Source organism: Pseudomonas sp. FA-1 (assembly GCF_056856075.1).
Map to the genome: position 1 here is coordinate 21,018 of NZ_JBWXTH010000007.1, position 14,901 is coordinate 35,918.

Here is a 14,901-nt window from a genome sequence, read left to right on the forward strand (position 1 = left end):
TTTACTCCTTCGCCTCGTTGCGGCCCAGGTGGAAGGCCGTGACGGCTGCGGCGAGCAGCAGCATCGAGGCCAGTTCGACCACCAGCAGGTACGGGCCGAACAGGCTGATGCCCACGGCCTTGGCATCCACGGTGGTACCGCTGATGGCTGCGCCGCTTGGCTCGGCGAACAGCACGTAGAGCAGCTCGAGCAGCAGCAGGGCGGCCAGGACCACAGGCCCCGCCCAGATGCCTGGCTTGAGCCAGCCACGTTCCTGGGCGACCGAGGCCGGCCCGAGGTTGAGCATCATCACCACGAAGACGAACAGCACCATGATGGCGCCGGCATAGGCGATCACTTCCAGGGCGCCGGCGAACGGCGCACCCAGGGAGAAGAAGATCATCGCCACGGAGATCAGGGAAATGATCAGGTAGAGCAGGGCGTGCACGGGGTTGGTGCCGGTCACCACCCGGAGGGTGGAGACCACGGCGATCCCGGATGCGAAGTAGAAAGCGAATTCCATCTTTCTGTCCTTATGGGAGCAAGCTCTTCACGTTGATCGGCTCGGCCTCGTTCTGCGCAGCGCCTTTCGGCTTGCCAGCGATCGCCATACCCGCAACACGGTAGAAGTTGTAGTCAGGGTTCTTGCCGGGGCCGGAGATCAGGAGGTCTTCCTTCTCGTACACCAGGTCCTGACGCTTGAACTCGGCCATTTCGAAATCCGGAGTCAGCTGGATCGCGGTGGTCGGGCACGCTTCCTCGCACAGGCCGCAGAAGATGCAGCGCGAGAAGTTGATGCGGAAGAACTCCGGGTACCAGCGGCCGTCCTCGGTCTCGGCCTTCTGCAGCGAGATGCAGCCAACCGGGCAGGCCACCGCGCAGAGGTTGCATGCCACGCAGCGCTCCTCGCCGTCGGGGTCTCGGGTCAGGACGATGCGGCCGCGATAGCGCGGCGGCAGGTACACGGGTTCTTCGGGGTATTGCAGGGTGTCGCGCTTGCGGAACCCGTGGGAGAACACCATGGCCAGGCTGCGCAGCTGGGTGCCGGTGCCCTTAACGATGTCGCCGATATACTTGAACATGGGTCAAATCCTCACTGGGCCGCGACGGCTGGCGTGTTGTAGAGCACGATCGCAGCGGTCACCAGCAAATTGATCAGGGTCAGCGGCAGGCAGAACTTCCAGCTGAAGTCCATCACCTGGTCATAGCGTGGGCGCGGGATCGAGGCGCGCAGCAGGATGAACAGCATGATGAAGAACGCGGTCTTGAGGGCGAACCACAGGAACGGAACCTGTGGCAGCAGGCCGAACGGGCCGTGCCAGCCGCCGAAGAACAGGGTCACCAGCAGCGCCGAGATCAGGATGATGCCGATGTACTCACCGACGAAGAACATGCCCCATTTCATGCCGGCATATTCGATGTGGTAGCCGTCGGCCAGTTCCTGTTCCGCTTCCGGCTGGTCGAACGGGTGACGGTGGGTCACGGCGACGCCAGCGATGAAGAAGGTGCAGAAGCCGAAGAACTGCGGAATGATGAACCACAGGTTCTGCGCCTGGTAGTCGACGATGTCACGCATGTTGAACGAGCCGGCCTGAACCACCACGCCCATCAGCGCAAGGCCCAGGAACACTTCGTACGACACGGTCTGGGCCGAGGCACGCAGGCTGCCGAGCAGGGCGTACTTGTTGTTCGACGACCAGCCGGCGAACAGCACGGCGTACACCGACAGACCCGCCATGGCGAAGAAGAACAACAGGCCGATGTTCAGGTCCGCCACGCCCCACAGCGGGGTGATCGGGATGATCACGAAGGCGATCAGCAGGGCGCTCATGGCCACCACCGGTGCCAGGGTGAAGATCATGCGGTCGACGAAGGGCGGGTTCCAGTCTTCCTTGAAGAACATCTTCAGCATGTCGGCAGCGATCTGGAACATGCCGAACGGGCCGACACGGTTCGGACCGTAGCGGTCCTGCCACCAGCCCAGCAGGCGGCGCTCGACGAAGCTGAGCAGCGCGCCGCAGACCACCACCGCCAGCAGGACCACGATGGCCCGGACGACGGTGAGGATCACATCGATCACTTCGGGGGTGAACCAGCTCATTGTGCTGCCTCCTGCAGGCCTTCGACGGATGCGCCGAAGATGGCTGGCGGAATACCGGCCAGGCCTTTCGGCAGGGCGACCAGGCCTGCGCCCAGCTGTTCATTGATGCGCAGCGGCAGGCGCAGCGACACGCCGGCCACGTTCAGGCTCAGCAGGGCACCGTCGTTGACGCCCAGGCGGTCGGCCTCGGACTTGGCCAGGGCCACGTAGGCGGCCGGGATACGCTCTTGTACCGGGGCTGCACGGGAGGAGGATTCCTCGCTGCCGAACAGGTGGTAGAACGGCACGGCAGTCCAGGTGCCGCGGGCCGGGTTGAAGGCGCCCGGGATGGCAGTGAACCAGTTCAGGCGATCGCCCTGCGACTCGATCAGGCGTACACCCGGGTCGCCGGCGCGCAGGTGGCCACCGACCTCGTCCTGGAACTTGTTCCAGGCCTGGGGCGAGTTCCAGCCCGGGGACCAGGCGAACGGTACCTGCTGGCGCGGTTCTGCGCTGCCCGAGTAGCCTTCCATGGAGAAGGCGAAGGCGGTGTCCTTGTCCTGCGGGGTGCGCGGCTCGTGCACGCTGATGTTGGCGCGCATGGCGGTGCGGCCGGAGTAGCGCAGGGGTTCACGCGCCAGCTTCAGGCCCTTGATGCGGAACGCAGCGCTTGGCGCGGCATTGACGATGCCGGCCAGCTGCGGCGCGACCTCGGCGCAGGCGCTGGTGACCTGGTCGAGCTGGGTCCAGTCGACCGGCTTGTTCAGCAGGGTGGCACGCAGGGCGTGCATCCAACGCCAGCCTTCGTGGACCAGGATGCTGCTGTCCAGGTACTGCGGGTCGAACACCTGGAAGAAGCGCTGGGCACGGCCTTCCTGGCTGACCAGGGTGCCGTCGCCTTCGGCGAAGGTGGCGGCCGGCAGCACCAGGTGGGCGCGGTCGACGGTCGGGGTCTTGGAGTGGTCGGCGACGATCACTACTTTGGCCGCAGCCAGGGCTGCGTCGACCTTGGCGGCCGGTACGCGGGCGTACAGGTCGTTCTCCAGCACCACGATGGCGTCGGCCTTGCCGCTGATGACGGCGTCCAGCGCGGCGTCGACGGACTCACCGCCCATCATGGCCATGCCGAGGCTGTTTGCCTCAGGCACGACCAGGCTCAGCGAGCCGTTCTTCTCGCGCAGCTTCAGGGCCTTGGCGATGTTGGCGGCTGCTTCGATCAGTGCAGGGTCGGCCAGGGAAGTACCGGCGACCACCAATGGGCGGTTGGCGGCGACCAGGGCGTCGGCGATGCGCTGGGCCAGGGCCTTGGCTTCGTCGTCCAGGCCGGCAACGGCAGGCGCGCTCGGGTCGATGGCGTGGGCCACGGCGAAGCCCAGGCGGGCGAGGTCGGCTGGGGCGGCGTGCACGCACTCCTCGGCGACGTCGTCCAGCTTGGTTTCAGCCAGGCTGGCGATGAACAGCGGATACAGCGCGTGCTGGCCGATGTTCTTCACCGCGGCGTCGAGCCAGGGCTGTACGCGCATGGCGTCGGCCATGGCCTCGGCCTTGCCCTTGGTGGCCTGGCGCACGGCCAGGGCGACGCGGGCGGCGGTCTGGGTCAGGTCTTCACCGAGCACGAACACCGCGTCGTGGTCTTCGATGTCGCGCAGGGTCGGGACCGGCAGCGGGCTGTTGTTCAGCACGTCCAGTACCAGGCGTACGCGGGCCAGCTCGCCGGCTTCCATACCCGAGTAGAAGTAGTCGGCGCCAACCAGCTCGCGCAGGCCGTAGTTGCTCTCGAGACTCGCGCGCGGCGAGCCGATGCCGACGATGGTACGGCCGCGCAGCAGGTCGGCGGCCTTGTCCAGGGCAGCGTCCAGGCCCAGTTTGGTGCCATCGGCCAGATGTGGCTGGCGCGGGCGGTCGGTGCGGTTGACGTAGCCATAGCCGAAGCGGCCGCGGTCGCACAGGAAATACTGGTTGACCGAACCGTTGAAGCGGTTCTCGACGCGGCGCAGTTCGCCGTAGCGCTCACCGGGGCTGATGTTGCAACCGCTGGAGCAGCCATGGCAGATACTCGGGGCGAACTGCATGTCCCACTTGCGGTTGTAGCGCTCGGAGTGAGTCTTGTCGGTGAACACACCGGTCGGGCAGACCTCGGTCAGGTTGCCGGAGAATTCGCTCTCCAGCACGCCATCCTCGACGCGACCGAAGTACACGTTGTCGTGGGCACCATAGACACCCAGGTCGGTGCCGCCGGCGTAGTCCTTGTAGTAGCGTACGCAGCGGTAGCAGGCGATGCAGCGGTTCATCTCGTGGGCGATGAACGGGCCGAGGTCCTGGTTCTGGTGGGTACGCTTGGTGAAACGGTAGCGGCGCTCGTTGTGGCCGGTCATTACCGTCATGTCCTGCAAGTGGCAGTGGCCGCCTTCCTCGCACACCGGGCAGTCGTGCGGGTGGTTGGTCATCAGCCATTCGACGACGCTGGCGCGGAACGCCTTGGACTCTTCATCGTCGATGGAGATCCAGGTGCCGTCGGAGGCAGGGGTCATGCAGGACATGACGATACGACCACGGGTGTCGTTCTCGTCGGTGTATTGCTTGACCGCACATTGCCGGCAGGCGCCGACGCTACCGAGCGCCGGATGCCAGCAGAAATAGGGGATGTCGAGGCCGAGCGACAGACAGGCCTGTAACAGGTTGTCTGCACCGTTGACTTCGAGCGCTTTGCCGTCTACGTGGATAGTGGCCATGGTTCAAAGTTCTTCGTTGGCCCGCGTGAGCGGGCGTGGCTAATGGAAATCGGTGTGCCTGCGGCTCGCGCCTGGGCGAGCCTGCTGGCGGGCGGATGGCATGGGCCATCCGCGTTTCATCTTGTTATGCGCCGACCACGACCGGCCCGGCCGGGATAGGCTTTGCCAGGTTCGGGCGCAGGGCGTCGCCAGCCGCGGCTGGGGCGACACCGGCCTCGAATTCCGAGCGGAAGTACTTGATGGCGCTGCCCAGTGGCTCCACGGCGCCCGGTGCGTGGGCACAGAAGGTGCGGCCTGGGCCGAGGAAGTTGACCAGACCCAGCAGGGTCTCGATGTCTTCGGCGCGGCCCTGGCCTTTCTCCAGGGCGCGCAGCATCTTCACGCTCCAGGGCAGGCCGTCGCGGCACGGGGTGCACCAGCCGCAGGACTCACGGGCGAAGAACTCTTCCATGTTGCGCAGCAGCGAGACCATGTTGATGCTGTCGTCGACCGCCATGGCCAGGCCTGTACCCATACGGGTGCCGACCTTGGCGATGCCACCGGCGTACATCTGCGCATCCAGGTGCTCAGGCAGCAGGAAGCCGGTACCGGCGCCGCCAGGCTGCCAGCACTTGAGCTTGTAGCCGTCGCGCATGCCGCCGGCATAGTCCTCGAACAGCTCGCGGGCGGTGACGCCGAACGGCAGTTCCCACAGGCCCGGGTTCTTCACCTTGCCGGAGAAGCCCATCAGCTTGGTGCCGTGGTCCTCGCTGCCTTCGCGGGCAAGCGACTTGTACCAGTCGTTGCCGTTGGCGACGATGGCCGGGACGTTGCACAGGGTTTCGACGTTGTTCACACAGGTCGGCTTGCCCCACACGCCGACGGCGGCAGGGAAGGGCGGCTTGGAGCGCGGGTTGGCGCGGCGGCCTTCCAGGGAATTGATCAGTGCGGTTTCTTCACCGCAGATGTAGCGCCCGGCACCGGTGTGCACGAACAGCTCGAAGTCAAAGCCGCTGCCGAGGATGTTCTTGCCCAGAAGGCCTGCGGCCTTGGCTTCCTCGATGGCGCGGTTGAGGTGCTTCGCCGCGGTGGTGTATTCGCCACGCAGGAAGATGTAGCCGCGGTAGGCTTTCAGGGCGCGGGCGCTGATCAGCATGCCCTCGACCAGCAGATGGGGCTGTTGCTCCATCAGCATGCGGTCCTTCCAGGTGTTGGGCTCCATCTCGTCCGCGTTGCACAGCAGGTAGCGGATGTTCAGGGACTCGTCCTTGGGCATCAGGCCCCACTTCACGCCAGTGGGGAAGCCTGCGCCGCCACGGCCTTTTAGGCCGGAGTCCTTGACGCTCTGCACGATGTCGTCCGCGGACATCTGCGCCAGCGCCTTGCGGGCGGCGGCATAGCCGTTCTTGGCCTGGTATTCCTCGAGCCAGATCGGCTCGCCGTCGTCACGCAGGCGCCAGGTCAGCGGGTGGGTTTCAGCCGAACGCGCGATGCGGTTGGCCGGGCCGAAGGAAGTGATGGTCATACGTAGCCCTCCAGCAATTTGGCAACGCCGGCTGGCTGCACGTCGCCAAAGGTGTCGTCATCGATCATCAGGGCCGGAGCCTTGTCGCAGTTGCCCAGGCAGCACACCGGCAGCAGGGTGAAACGCCCGTCGGCCGTGGTCTGACCCAGGCCGATGCCCAGCTCGCTCTGGATCTGACTGACCACCGACTCGTGGCCGCCGATATAGCAGACCATGCTGTCACAGACACGGATGATGTGGCGGCCGACCGGCTGGCGGAAGATCTGGCTGTAGAAGGTGGCCACGCCTTCGACATCGCTGGCCGGGATGCCGAGCACTTCGCCGATGGCATAGATGGCGCCGTCCGGCACCCAGCCACGCTCCTTCTGGACGATCTTCAAGGCCTCGATGGACGCCGCGCGCGGGTCCTCGTAGTGGTGCATCTCGTGCTCGATGGCCGAGCGCTCGGTTTCGCTCAGGACGAAACGGTCGGTTTGGATAAGCGTGCTGTTCATGCTTAGCGGTCCACGTCAGCCATAACGAAGTCGATACTGCCCAGGTACGCAATGAGATCCGCGACCATGCTGCCTTTGATCACCGAAGGGATCTGCTGCAGGTGCGGGTAGCTCGGGGTACGGATCCGGGTGCGGTAGCTCATGGTGCCGCCATCGCTCGTCAGGTAGTAACTGTTGATGCCCTTGGTCGCCTCGATCATCTGGAACGACTCGTTGGCCGGCATGACCGGGCCCCACGAGACCTGCAGGAAGTGGGTGATCAGGGTCTCGATGTGCTGCAGGGTGCGCTCTTTCGGTGGCGGCGTGGTCAGCGGGTGGTCCGCCTTGTACGGGCCTTCCGGCATGTTGCGCAGGCACTGGTCGATGATGCGGATACTCTGGCGCATCTCCTCGACGCGGACCATGCAGCGATCGTAGGCATCGCCGTTGTGGGCCAGCGGCACTTCGAACTCGAAGTTCTCGTAGCCGGAGTAGGGGCGGGCCTTGCGCAGGTCGAAGTCGCAACCGGTGGCACGCAGGCCGGCACCGGTGGTACCCCACGACAGCGCTTCCTGGGTGTTGTACGCGGCGACGCCGATGGTACGACCCTTGAGGATGCTGTTCTGCAGGGCCGCTTTCTCGTACTCGTCCAGGCGCTTGGGCAGCCATTCGACGAAGTCCTTGACCAGCTTGTCCCAGCCGCGCGGCAGGTCGTGCGCGACGCCACCGATGCGGTACCAGGCCGGGTGCAGGCGGAAACCGGTGATCGCTTCGATCACGGTGTAGGCGCGCTGGCGGTCGGTGAAGGTGAAGAACACCGGAGTCATGGCGCCGACGTCCTGGATGTAGGTGCCCAGGAACAGCAGGTGGCTGGTGATCCGGAAGAACTCGGCCAGCATGACGCGGATGGTGTCGACCTTCTGCGGCACCTTGATACCGGCCAGCTTCTCGACGGCCAGCACGTACGGCAGGTTGTTCATCACCCCGCCGAGGTAGTCGATACGGTCGGTGTAGGGGATGAAGCTGTGCCAGGACTGGCGCTCGGCCATCTTCTCGGCACCACGGTGGTGGTAGCCGATGTCCGGGACGCAGTCGACGATCTCTTCGCCGTCCAGTTGCAGGACGATCCGGAAGGCACCGTGGGCGGAAGGGTGGTTGGGGCCCAGGTTGAGGAACATGTAGTCCTCGTTGGCGCCATGGCGCTTCATGCCCCAGGCTTCGGGGTTGAAGCGTGCCGATTCCTCTTCAAGCTGCTGCTTGGCCAGGTTCAGGCTGTACGGGTCGAACTCGGTGGCGCGCGCCGGGAAGTCCTTGCGCAGCGGGTGGCCTTCCCAGGTCGGCGGCATGAGGATGCGCGACAGGTGCGGGTGGCCGGCGAAGTCGATGCCGAACATGTCCCAGACTTCGCGCTCGTACCAGTTGGCGTTGGGCCAGATACCGGTGACCGACGGCAGGTTCAGGTCGCCTTCGCTCAAGGCCACCTTGATCATCACGTCGCTGTTACGCTCGACCGACAACAGGTGGTAGAACACGCTGAAGTCGGCAGCCGGCAGGCCGCGGCGCTGGGTACGCAGGCGCTCGTCGACGCCATGCAGGTCGAACAGCATGCTGTACGGCTTGGCGACGTTGCGCAGGAAGGAGAGGACATCTTTGAGCTGGGCGCGGTTCACCCACAGGACCGGCATGCCGGTGCGGGTTTCCTGGGCGACGAAAGCGTCGGCGCCAAAACGGTTGTGCAGTTCGACGACCACATCCTGGTCGTCAGCCTTGTAAGGCGGAATATAAATAGCGGTGTCCGCTGTCATGGTCTCGGTCGCTTTGAGTCAACGTAGAGAATGAAGCCAGGCCGCCGGCTCCTTCCGGAACGGGCGGCATGTCGCTGGATCAGACTTCGTCGGGGCTGCGCAGGTTGGTGACCTGGATGCGCTGTTCACGACGCAGGTCTTTCTGGGCGGGCATCTCGGCACGGTAAATGCCTTGATCGCCGACGACCCAGGAAAGCGGGCGTCGCTCCTGGCCGATCGACTCCTGCAGCAGCATCAGGCCCTGCAGGAAGGCTTCGGGGCGAGGCGGGCAGCCAGGCACGTAGACATCCACGGGGAGGAACTTGTCGACCCCCTGAACGACCGAGTAAATGTCGTACATGCCGCCGGAGTTGGCGCACGAGCCCATGGAGATCACCCACTTGGGTTCGAGCATCTGCTCATAGAGGCGCTGGATGATCGGCGCCATCTTGATGAAGCAGGTGCCAGCGACGACCATGAAATCGGCCTGACGCGGCGAGGCCCGGATGACTTCGGCGCCGAAGCGGGCGATGTCGTGGGGTGCCGTGAAGGCCGTGGTCATTTCCACATAGCAGCAGGACAGGCCGAAGTTGTACGGCCAGAGGGAGTTCTTGCGACCCCAGTTGACCGCGCCACGCAGCACATCTTCGAGCTTGCCCATGAAGATGTTCTTGTGGACTTGGTCCTCTAGCAGCTGATCGGTGACGGTTTCCCGTTCACCGACAGGATACTGCTCGTTGGGCGCATCCGGATCGATTCTGGTGAGATTGTATTGCATGCCAAAGCCTCATTGTTTCAGCTTCGCTTGCCGCTTGCGGCGACCTTCGGGAGCCCAATCGAGCGCCCCGACGCGCCATAGGTAGACAAGACCAGCCAACAGAATTGCAATGAAAACGAGTGCTTCGACGAATCCGGTCCAGCCGCTTTCGCGGACGGACACAGACCATGCATACAGGAATAGGGCTTCGATATCGAAGATCACGAACAGCATCGCGACCAGATAGAATTTGGCGGACAGGCGCAGGCGGGCGCTGCCGACGGGCAGCATGCCGGATTCGAAGGGTTCGTTCTTGGCGCGGCCCCAAGCCTTGCTACCGAGCAGGCTGGACAGGCCGAGCATGAAGGCACACAGGCCGACGACACCCAGGAGGAAGATGGCAAAGCCCCAGTTATGGGCGATGAGTCCTACCGAATCGGACATGCTAGAAATCCTTATACAGAGACCCAGCTCTGCAGTCTGAAATAAGTAGAGCGGCGACGCGGTGTCGCGGTTGCAGTGACCAAATGTCGCAGCTGAATCAATCGGGCTGATTTTATGGGTAAACCCAGTGCAAGTAAAATTTCTGTGGCAAATTTATTCGTAGGATTAAGAACAAAAAATGTTCGTAAATGGCTGAAACCCTTGAGTTTCGGGCATTCCCGCCGCTTTTGTTAATTATGTTTCTTGCGTGGCGTAACGACACCCTATTTATGTAATGATAATTACTATCATTTGAGGTGTTCTGCCATTTTTAACTTGGCCTGGTGCTTGCAAAGTGCATTTCAGCGGCGCCCCATCTTGCCAATGCGAAAGGGTCTCGTTCTAGCAGGTGCGCACAACCTTTGTACCGCTCTAGGTCAACACTTTATCGATTGAGCCGCCTGGGACGGATCGTGACCGCTGGTCGATATATAGGAGGGCGCGACCGGAGCGCGGACTCTTGTGGCGAACAGTCATAAGCATAGACGCGATTCGCAGGGATGCTGCGCTGGCCTTATCGCCGGTAAGCCCGCTCCCGTAACACCCGAAATAAGAAGGCCCAGGGCTTTCGCAAGCCCTGGGCCTTCATTAGCGCTTCCCTATCAGTGGAACTGCTCTTCCTCGGTCGAGCCGGTCAGCGCGGTCACCGAAGACGCACCACCCTGGATCACGGTGGTCATGTCATCGAAGTAGCCGGTACCGACTTCCTGCTGGTGCGCCACGAAGGTATAGCCTTTGCTCGCGTCGGCGAACTCCTGCTCCTGCAGCTTCACGTAGGCGGTCATGTCGTTGCGGGCGTAGTCGTGCGCCAGGTTGAACATGCCGTGCCACATGTTGTGGATGCCTGCCAGGGTGATGAACTGGTGCTTGTAGCCCATGGCCGACAGCTCGCGCTGGAACTTGGCGATGGTGGCGTCGTCCAGGTTCTTCTTCCAGTTGAAGGACGGCGAGCAGTTGTACGACAGGATCTGGTCCGGGTATTCCTTCTTGATCGCCTCGGCGAAGCGGCGGGCTTCGTCCAGGTCCGGCTTGGCGGTTTCACACCAGATCAGGTCGGCGTACGGGGCATAGGCCAGGCCGCGGGCGATGGCCTGGTCGAGGCCGGCGCGCACCTTGTAGAAGCCTTCGCGGGTGCGCTCGCCCACCACGAACGGCTGGTCGTACGGGTCGCAGTCGCTGGTCAGCAGATCGGCGGCGTTGGCGTCGGTACGGGCCAGGATGATGGTCGGTACGCCGGCGACGTCGGCTGCCAGGCGTGCGGCAACCAGCTTCTGCACTGCTTCCTGGGTCGGTACCAGGACCTTGCCGCCCATATGGCCGCATTTTTTCACCGAAGCCAGCTGGTCTTCGAAGTGCACGCCGGCGGCGCCTGCCTCGATCATGTTCTTCATCAGTTCGTAGGCGTTCAGTACGCCGCCGAAACCAGCCTCGGCGTCGGCCACGATCGGCGCGAAGTAATCGATGTAGCCTTCGTCGCCTGGGTTCTTGCCGGCTTTCCACTGGATCTGGTCGGCGCGGCGGAAGGCGTTGTTGATGCGCTTGACCACGGTCGGCACCGAGTCGACCGGGTACAGCGACTGGTCAGGGTACATGGACTCGGCCGAGTTGTTGTCGGCGGCCACCTGCCAGCCGGACAGGTAGATGGCCTGGATGCCGGCCTTCACCTGCTGGACTGCCTGGCCGCCGGTCAGGGCGCCCATGCAGTTGACGAAATCTTTCTCGGGGCGGAAGGACGGGTGGGCACCTTCGGTGACCAGCTTCCACAGTTTTTCTGCACCCTGGCGGGCGAAGGTGTGTTCCGGCTGCAGAGAACCACGCAGGCGGACGACATCGGCGGCGGTATAGGTACGGGTCACGCCTTTCCAGCGCGGGTTCTCGGCCCAGTCTTTCTCAAGGGCTGCAATTTGCTGTTCGCGTGTCAGTGCCATGGAAATAAAACCTCGTCGCATCAGTCTTGTGAAGTAGGTGCTTGTGCTCGACGCGGTCAGGGACCTGGCGGCTGTCTGCTCGGCGGGAAAGCGCTTGCGATCGGGAGGCTCGAAGGGGGAAGAGGGTGCAGGCGGGCAGGGTGTGACTACAGGTCGGCTCGTGGTTGCCTTGCTGCGGTACGACAGGACTGCCGGTTGCTGCGGTGATGCGCTTCCGTCCCTCGGGACAACTTCTTCGTCGCAGTCGCAATCCCGTCGAACCGCCTTGTGGGCCGTATGGACACGAGACGCCTCCAAGGGGTAGGGAGGAGCGCATCTCGAAGGCCCTTGCCAGGGCCTCTGATTAGCGGGAGCGAGGCCATCATGCCCTTGGGAAAAAGTGCCTGTCAAATGTTTTGTAGTGCTTTTTTTCGCTTACTACATCTTTGGTCTAATGAGACTCTTCGGTCAGTTTCAAGGCCTTTGGTCGAGGCCTTGAATTGCCTGGGATCACTCCAAAAGGTCGACTTTGACCCGTAATGTCATGTTTTCACCCCGCTGGGTGCTGTAGGTAATGGCCGAGGCACTTTGTCCGGCCTGGCTCTGCTGGTTGTGTCCGGCCAGGGTGATCCACTCGCCGAGCTTGCCGGTGACCGTCGTGTCGGTGCTCTGGACTTTTACTACATCCTGGCGTTCGCTGCTCAGTCGGTCATTATTGGTGCTTATTTGCAGACGAACCGTATCGCCGCTCAGGCTCGGGGTGACGTAGAAACCCTGGGTGACATTGCGGTATTCGGTGTCGCTATGAAGGCGGCCGTAGCCGTCGGTGCTGGTGCGGGTGATGGGGATGCTCTGGCCCACCTGGATCAGCGCCGGCTGGCCTTCGCTGGCCTGTATCTGCTGCATGCCGCCTTCGCGGTTGCTGGTGCCGTATTGGATGACCCGGGCGTTGCCGCGGTTGTCCTGGAAGTTGCTGTCGTCGTTGTCGACGCTGATCAGCAGGCGCTTGGGCGCGGTGTCGAGTTGCTGCAGCAGGGTGCGCAGGTCGTCGATGCGCTCGGGGCTGGCATTGACGATCAGTTTGTTCTCGAAGGCGCTGACGGTGCCATCCTTGCCCAGGAGCGACTGGGCCGTCGGCAGCAGTTCGGCGCTGGTGCGGTGCTGCAGCGGCAGGACTTCGGTGGCGGCCAGCGCATTGAGGCTCGCGGCCAGCAGCAGGGAGGCGATGAGAGGGCGTAGCGGCATGTCCATGATCTCCGCGGGTGGAATGATCATGATGGCAAATTTGTCGCAGATGTGCCGGGCCTGGATCACGGTGTCGGGCATTTTTGCCTGCCTGGGGCCATTCGCGGGTAAAACCATTCCCACAAGATCTGTGGGAGCGGGCTTGCCCCGCGATAGGGCTCTCGCAGGCCACATGAACCTTTGCTCCGATCCGGCAGTCGCAGCCAGGGGAAGCCAACGGATTGTCACCTATGAAACCGGTTCTCGCCTTGCTGCTCTGCCTGTTCGCATCCATCGCCAATGCCTCCCAGGAGCCCCTGCGCATCAAGCAGCTGCAGCGTTGCGCCGACCTGCTCAGCGATGCTCCACAGCAATGGTGCCTGCGCGCCCAGGGCCTGGAGCAAGGCAAGCCGGCGGTATGGATCGATGGCGTGCAGCTTTCCGAAGCCCAGGTCCTTCGTGATGGCGACATGCTCAAGCTGACCCTCGATCGGCCTCGCCAGCGCAGTGCCCCGCTGTGGCTCCAGGCCCATGGCCAGCAGAGCAACCCTGTGTGGCTTACCCAACGGCGCAGCCACGTGGTGGCTGCCGGCCCCGACGAGGTGGCGAAGAACATGGACGGCCTGACCACCTACCTGGACCTGGTCAGCCTGCTGATCGAGGAAAAGCACGATGGCCTGCCTGAGGCGCAGCGCATTGCCGCGAAGTACGGTGCCCAGGTGGTCGGTGCCATCCCGCCGTTGAACGTCTATCAGTTGCGCCTGCCGGTGCGCAACCTGGTGCAGCGCGATGCGCTGATCCTGCGTATGGGCAGCGAGACCAGCGTCGATGCCGTGATCATCGAGGAGTCCGCCCCGGAGCGAGGGGAGGAAAGTACCGATCACGCGGCCAAGGCCATCGACCAGCAAGACGAGTGGGCGGCCAATCGCTTCCTGGATGCGCTGTATTTCTACCAGAGGCGCATCCCACTGTCGTCCATACCCGTCCAGCCGCTGCGCGTCGGTGTCATCGAGCGGGAGGTGGACTTCGATGCGCCGGCATTCGAAGCCTACCGCGGTGGTTGTGGCAAAGCGCCGGTGTGCCTCTATGCCCGCGATGGCGACCAGGCGGACAGCCATGGCAGCCATGTGGCCGGCATCCTGGCCGGGCGCGGGGAGGGTGTGCAGGGCGGTTTCTTCAGCGGCCTGGGTAAGGCCAGCCCGGGCTTCGAAGTGATCGTCGAGCGCAACGCGGATGCTGGCATCACGGCCAACATCGCCGCCTCGGTGAACCTGGTGGAGGATGGCGTGCGGGTGTTGAACTGGAGCTGGGGCATCCACCGCGTCGGCGCGAAGAACGTGCAAGGCGACGAGGTCGATTCCCTGGTGCGCTCGGGCCTGGCCATGAGCGGCTACGAAGAACTGCTGGAAGAATTCTTCCTCTGGCTGCGCAAGGCTCACCCTGATGTGGTGGTGGTCAACTCGGCGGGCAACGGAGCGTCCTGGTCCGGCACCGACGAGTACCGCTTGCCGTCGTCGTTCGTCACCGAGCAGTTGCTGGTGGTCGGCGGCCACCAGCGCAGCGATCGCGCCGTTCCTGTGGAGGCCCCGGAACATGTGGTCAAGCGGCGCAGCTCCAACATCGACATGCGCGTGGACGTCAGTGCCGCGGCCTGTATTCGCCCGTCCCAGGCCGGCGACCCGCACTGTGGCACCTCCTACGCCACGCCGTTGGTGACCGCGACCGTGGCGGCCATGGTGTCGATCAATCCGCAGCTGACCCCCGAGCAGGTGCGAATGCTGCTACGCCGCAGTGCCCTGACCCTGGGCCCGCGGCAGGATTTCGAGGCCATGGATGCCGAGGACCTGACGGCGCCGATCCTGCCGTCGGAGCGCAACGGTCAGTTGCAGCACCCTGATCTGGGCCGCTCGGCACGCCTGGACATGCAGCGAGCCCTCGACCTCGCGATACAGAGCCGTGAGCGGGTGCGCTGAGGTCG

The 14,901-nt window shown here is 63.8% G+C and carries 12 protein-coding genes; 1 reads left to right on the top strand and 11 read right to left on the bottom strand.

Going from position 1 to position 14,901, the window contains the following annotated elements:
- Position 1: 1 nt before the first annotated feature.
- From nuoJ to AC1MHZ_RS14160, 11 genes are all read right to left on the bottom strand, one after another.
- Positions 2 to 502 carry an NADH-quinone oxidoreductase subunit J gene (nuoJ, locus tag AC1MHZ_RS14110; protein ID WP_224456246.1) on the bottom strand — a complete coding sequence of 167 codons (501 nt, stop codon included), beginning with the start codon at positions 500 to 502 and terminating at the stop codon, positions 2 to 4.
- 10 nt (positions 503 to 512) lie between these two features.
- Positions 513 to 1,061 carry an NADH-quinone oxidoreductase subunit NuoI gene (nuoI, locus tag AC1MHZ_RS14115; RefSeq protein ID WP_016488223.1) on the bottom strand — a complete coding sequence of 183 codons (549 nt, stop codon included), beginning with the start codon at positions 1,059 to 1,061 and terminating at the stop codon, positions 513 to 515.
- Positions 1,062 to 1,072: 11 nt separating this feature from the next.
- Positions 1,073 to 2,080 carry an NADH-quinone oxidoreductase subunit NuoH gene (gene nuoH / locus AC1MHZ_RS14120; RefSeq protein ID WP_084859172.1) on the bottom strand — a complete coding sequence of 336 codons (1,008 nt, stop codon included), beginning with the start codon at positions 2,078 to 2,080 and terminating at the stop codon, positions 1,073 to 1,075.
- Positions 2,077 to 4,791 carry an NADH-quinone oxidoreductase subunit NuoG gene (nuoG, locus tag AC1MHZ_RS14125; protein WP_084859170.1) on the bottom strand — a complete coding sequence of 905 codons (2,715 nt, stop codon included), beginning with the start codon at positions 4,789 to 4,791 and terminating at the stop codon, positions 2,077 to 2,079. Before nuoG ends, nuoH begins: the two co-directional genes overlap by 4 nt.
- Positions 4,792 to 4,915: 124 nt before the next feature.
- On the bottom strand, positions 4,916 to 6,295 hold the full coding sequence (gene nuoF, locus AC1MHZ_RS14130) for an NADH-quinone oxidoreductase subunit NuoF (RefSeq protein ID WP_084859169.1): 1,380 nt from the start codon (positions 6,293 to 6,295) through the stop codon (positions 4,916 to 4,918).
- On the bottom strand, positions 6,292 to 6,789 hold the full coding sequence (gene nuoE, locus AC1MHZ_RS14135) for an NADH-quinone oxidoreductase subunit NuoE (protein ID WP_084859167.1): 498 nt from the start codon (positions 6,787 to 6,789) through the stop codon (positions 6,292 to 6,294). The genes nuoF and nuoE overlap by 4 nt, the downstream gene beginning before the upstream one ends.
- A 2-nt stretch (positions 6,790 to 6,791) precedes the next feature.
- Positions 6,792 to 8,573: an NADH-quinone oxidoreductase subunit C/D gene (nuoC, locus tag AC1MHZ_RS14140; RefSeq protein ID WP_084859165.1), complete on the bottom strand. Its 1,782-nt coding sequence runs from the start codon at positions 8,571 to 8,573 to the stop codon at positions 6,792 to 6,794.
- A gap of 79 nt (positions 8,574 to 8,652) precedes the next feature.
- Entirely contained in the window at positions 8,653 to 9,330 is a 678-nt protein-coding gene (locus tag AC1MHZ_RS14145) for a NuoB/complex I 20 kDa subunit family protein (RefSeq protein ID WP_043209157.1), read from the bottom strand.
- 9 nt (positions 9,331 to 9,339) lie between these two features.
- Positions 9,340 to 9,753, bottom strand: coding sequence for an NADH-quinone oxidoreductase subunit A (locus tag AC1MHZ_RS14150; protein ID WP_043209159.1), 414 nt, complete (start codon positions 9,751 to 9,753; stop codon positions 9,340 to 9,342).
- Between the two features lie 641 nt (positions 9,754 to 10,394).
- Positions 10,395 to 11,720: an isocitrate lyase gene (gene aceA / locus AC1MHZ_RS14155; RefSeq protein ID WP_084859163.1), complete on the bottom strand. Its 1,326-nt coding sequence runs from the start codon at positions 11,718 to 11,720 to the stop codon at positions 10,395 to 10,397.
- Positions 11,721 to 12,209: 489 nt separating this feature from the next.
- Entirely contained in the window at positions 12,210 to 12,944 is a 735-nt protein-coding gene (locus tag AC1MHZ_RS14160; RefSeq protein WP_084859213.1) for a secretin N-terminal domain-containing protein, read from the bottom strand.
- Positions 12,945 to 13,174: 230 nt separating this feature from the next.
- On the opposite strand from AC1MHZ_RS14160, the gene AC1MHZ_RS14165 reads away from it, so the two are divergent.
- Positions 13,175 to 14,896: a S8/S53 family peptidase gene (locus tag AC1MHZ_RS14165; RefSeq protein WP_482966519.1), complete on the top strand. Its 1,722-nt coding sequence runs from the start codon at positions 13,175 to 13,177 to the stop codon at positions 14,894 to 14,896.
- Positions 14,897 to 14,901: the final 5 nt, after the last annotated feature.

What these genes read in the sequence shown, in the direction of transcription:
- nuoJ (WP_224456246.1), bottom strand. Translation starts at nt 502, where the DNA reads ATGGAATTCGCTTTCTACTTCGCATCCGGGATCGCCGTGGTCTCCACC.
- nuoI (WP_016488223.1), bottom strand. Translation starts at nt 1,061, where the DNA reads ATGTTCAAGTATATCGGCGACATCGTTAAGGGCACCGGCACCCAGCTG.
- nuoH (WP_084859172.1), bottom strand. Translation starts at nt 2,080, where the DNA reads ATGAGCTGGTTCACCCCCGAAGTGATCGATGTGATCCTCACCGTCGTC.
- nuoG (WP_084859170.1), bottom strand. Translation starts at nt 4,791, where the DNA reads ATGGCCACTATCCACGTAGACGGCAAAGCGCTCGAAGTCAACGGTGCA.
- nuoF (WP_084859169.1), bottom strand. Translation starts at nt 6,295, where the DNA reads ATGACCATCACTTCCTTCGGCCCGGCCAACCGCATCGCGCGTTCGGCT.
- nuoE (WP_084859167.1), bottom strand. Translation starts at nt 6,789, where the DNA reads ATGAACAGCACGCTTATCCAAACCGACCGTTTCGTCCTGAGCGAAACC.
- nuoC (WP_084859165.1), bottom strand. Translation starts at nt 8,573, where the DNA reads ATGACAGCGGACACCGCTATTTATATTCCGCCTTACAAGGCTGACGAC.
- AC1MHZ_RS14145 (WP_043209157.1), bottom strand. Translation starts at nt 9,330, where the DNA reads ATGCAATACAATCTCACCAGAATCGATCCGGATGCGCCCAACGAGCAG.
- AC1MHZ_RS14150 (WP_043209159.1), bottom strand. Translation starts at nt 9,753, where the DNA reads ATGTCCGATTCGGTAGGACTCATCGCCCATAACTGGGGCTTTGCCATC.
- aceA (WP_084859163.1), bottom strand. Translation starts at nt 11,720, where the DNA reads ATGGCACTGACACGCGAACAGCAAATTGCAGCCCTTGAGAAAGACTGG.
- AC1MHZ_RS14160 (WP_084859213.1), bottom strand. Translation starts at nt 12,944, where the DNA reads ATGCCGCTACGCCCTCTCATCGCCTCCCTGCTGCTGGCCGCGAGCCTC.
- AC1MHZ_RS14165 (WP_482966519.1), top strand. Translation starts at nt 13,175, where the DNA reads ATGAAACCGGTTCTCGCCTTGCTGCTCTGCCTGTTCGCATCCATCGCC.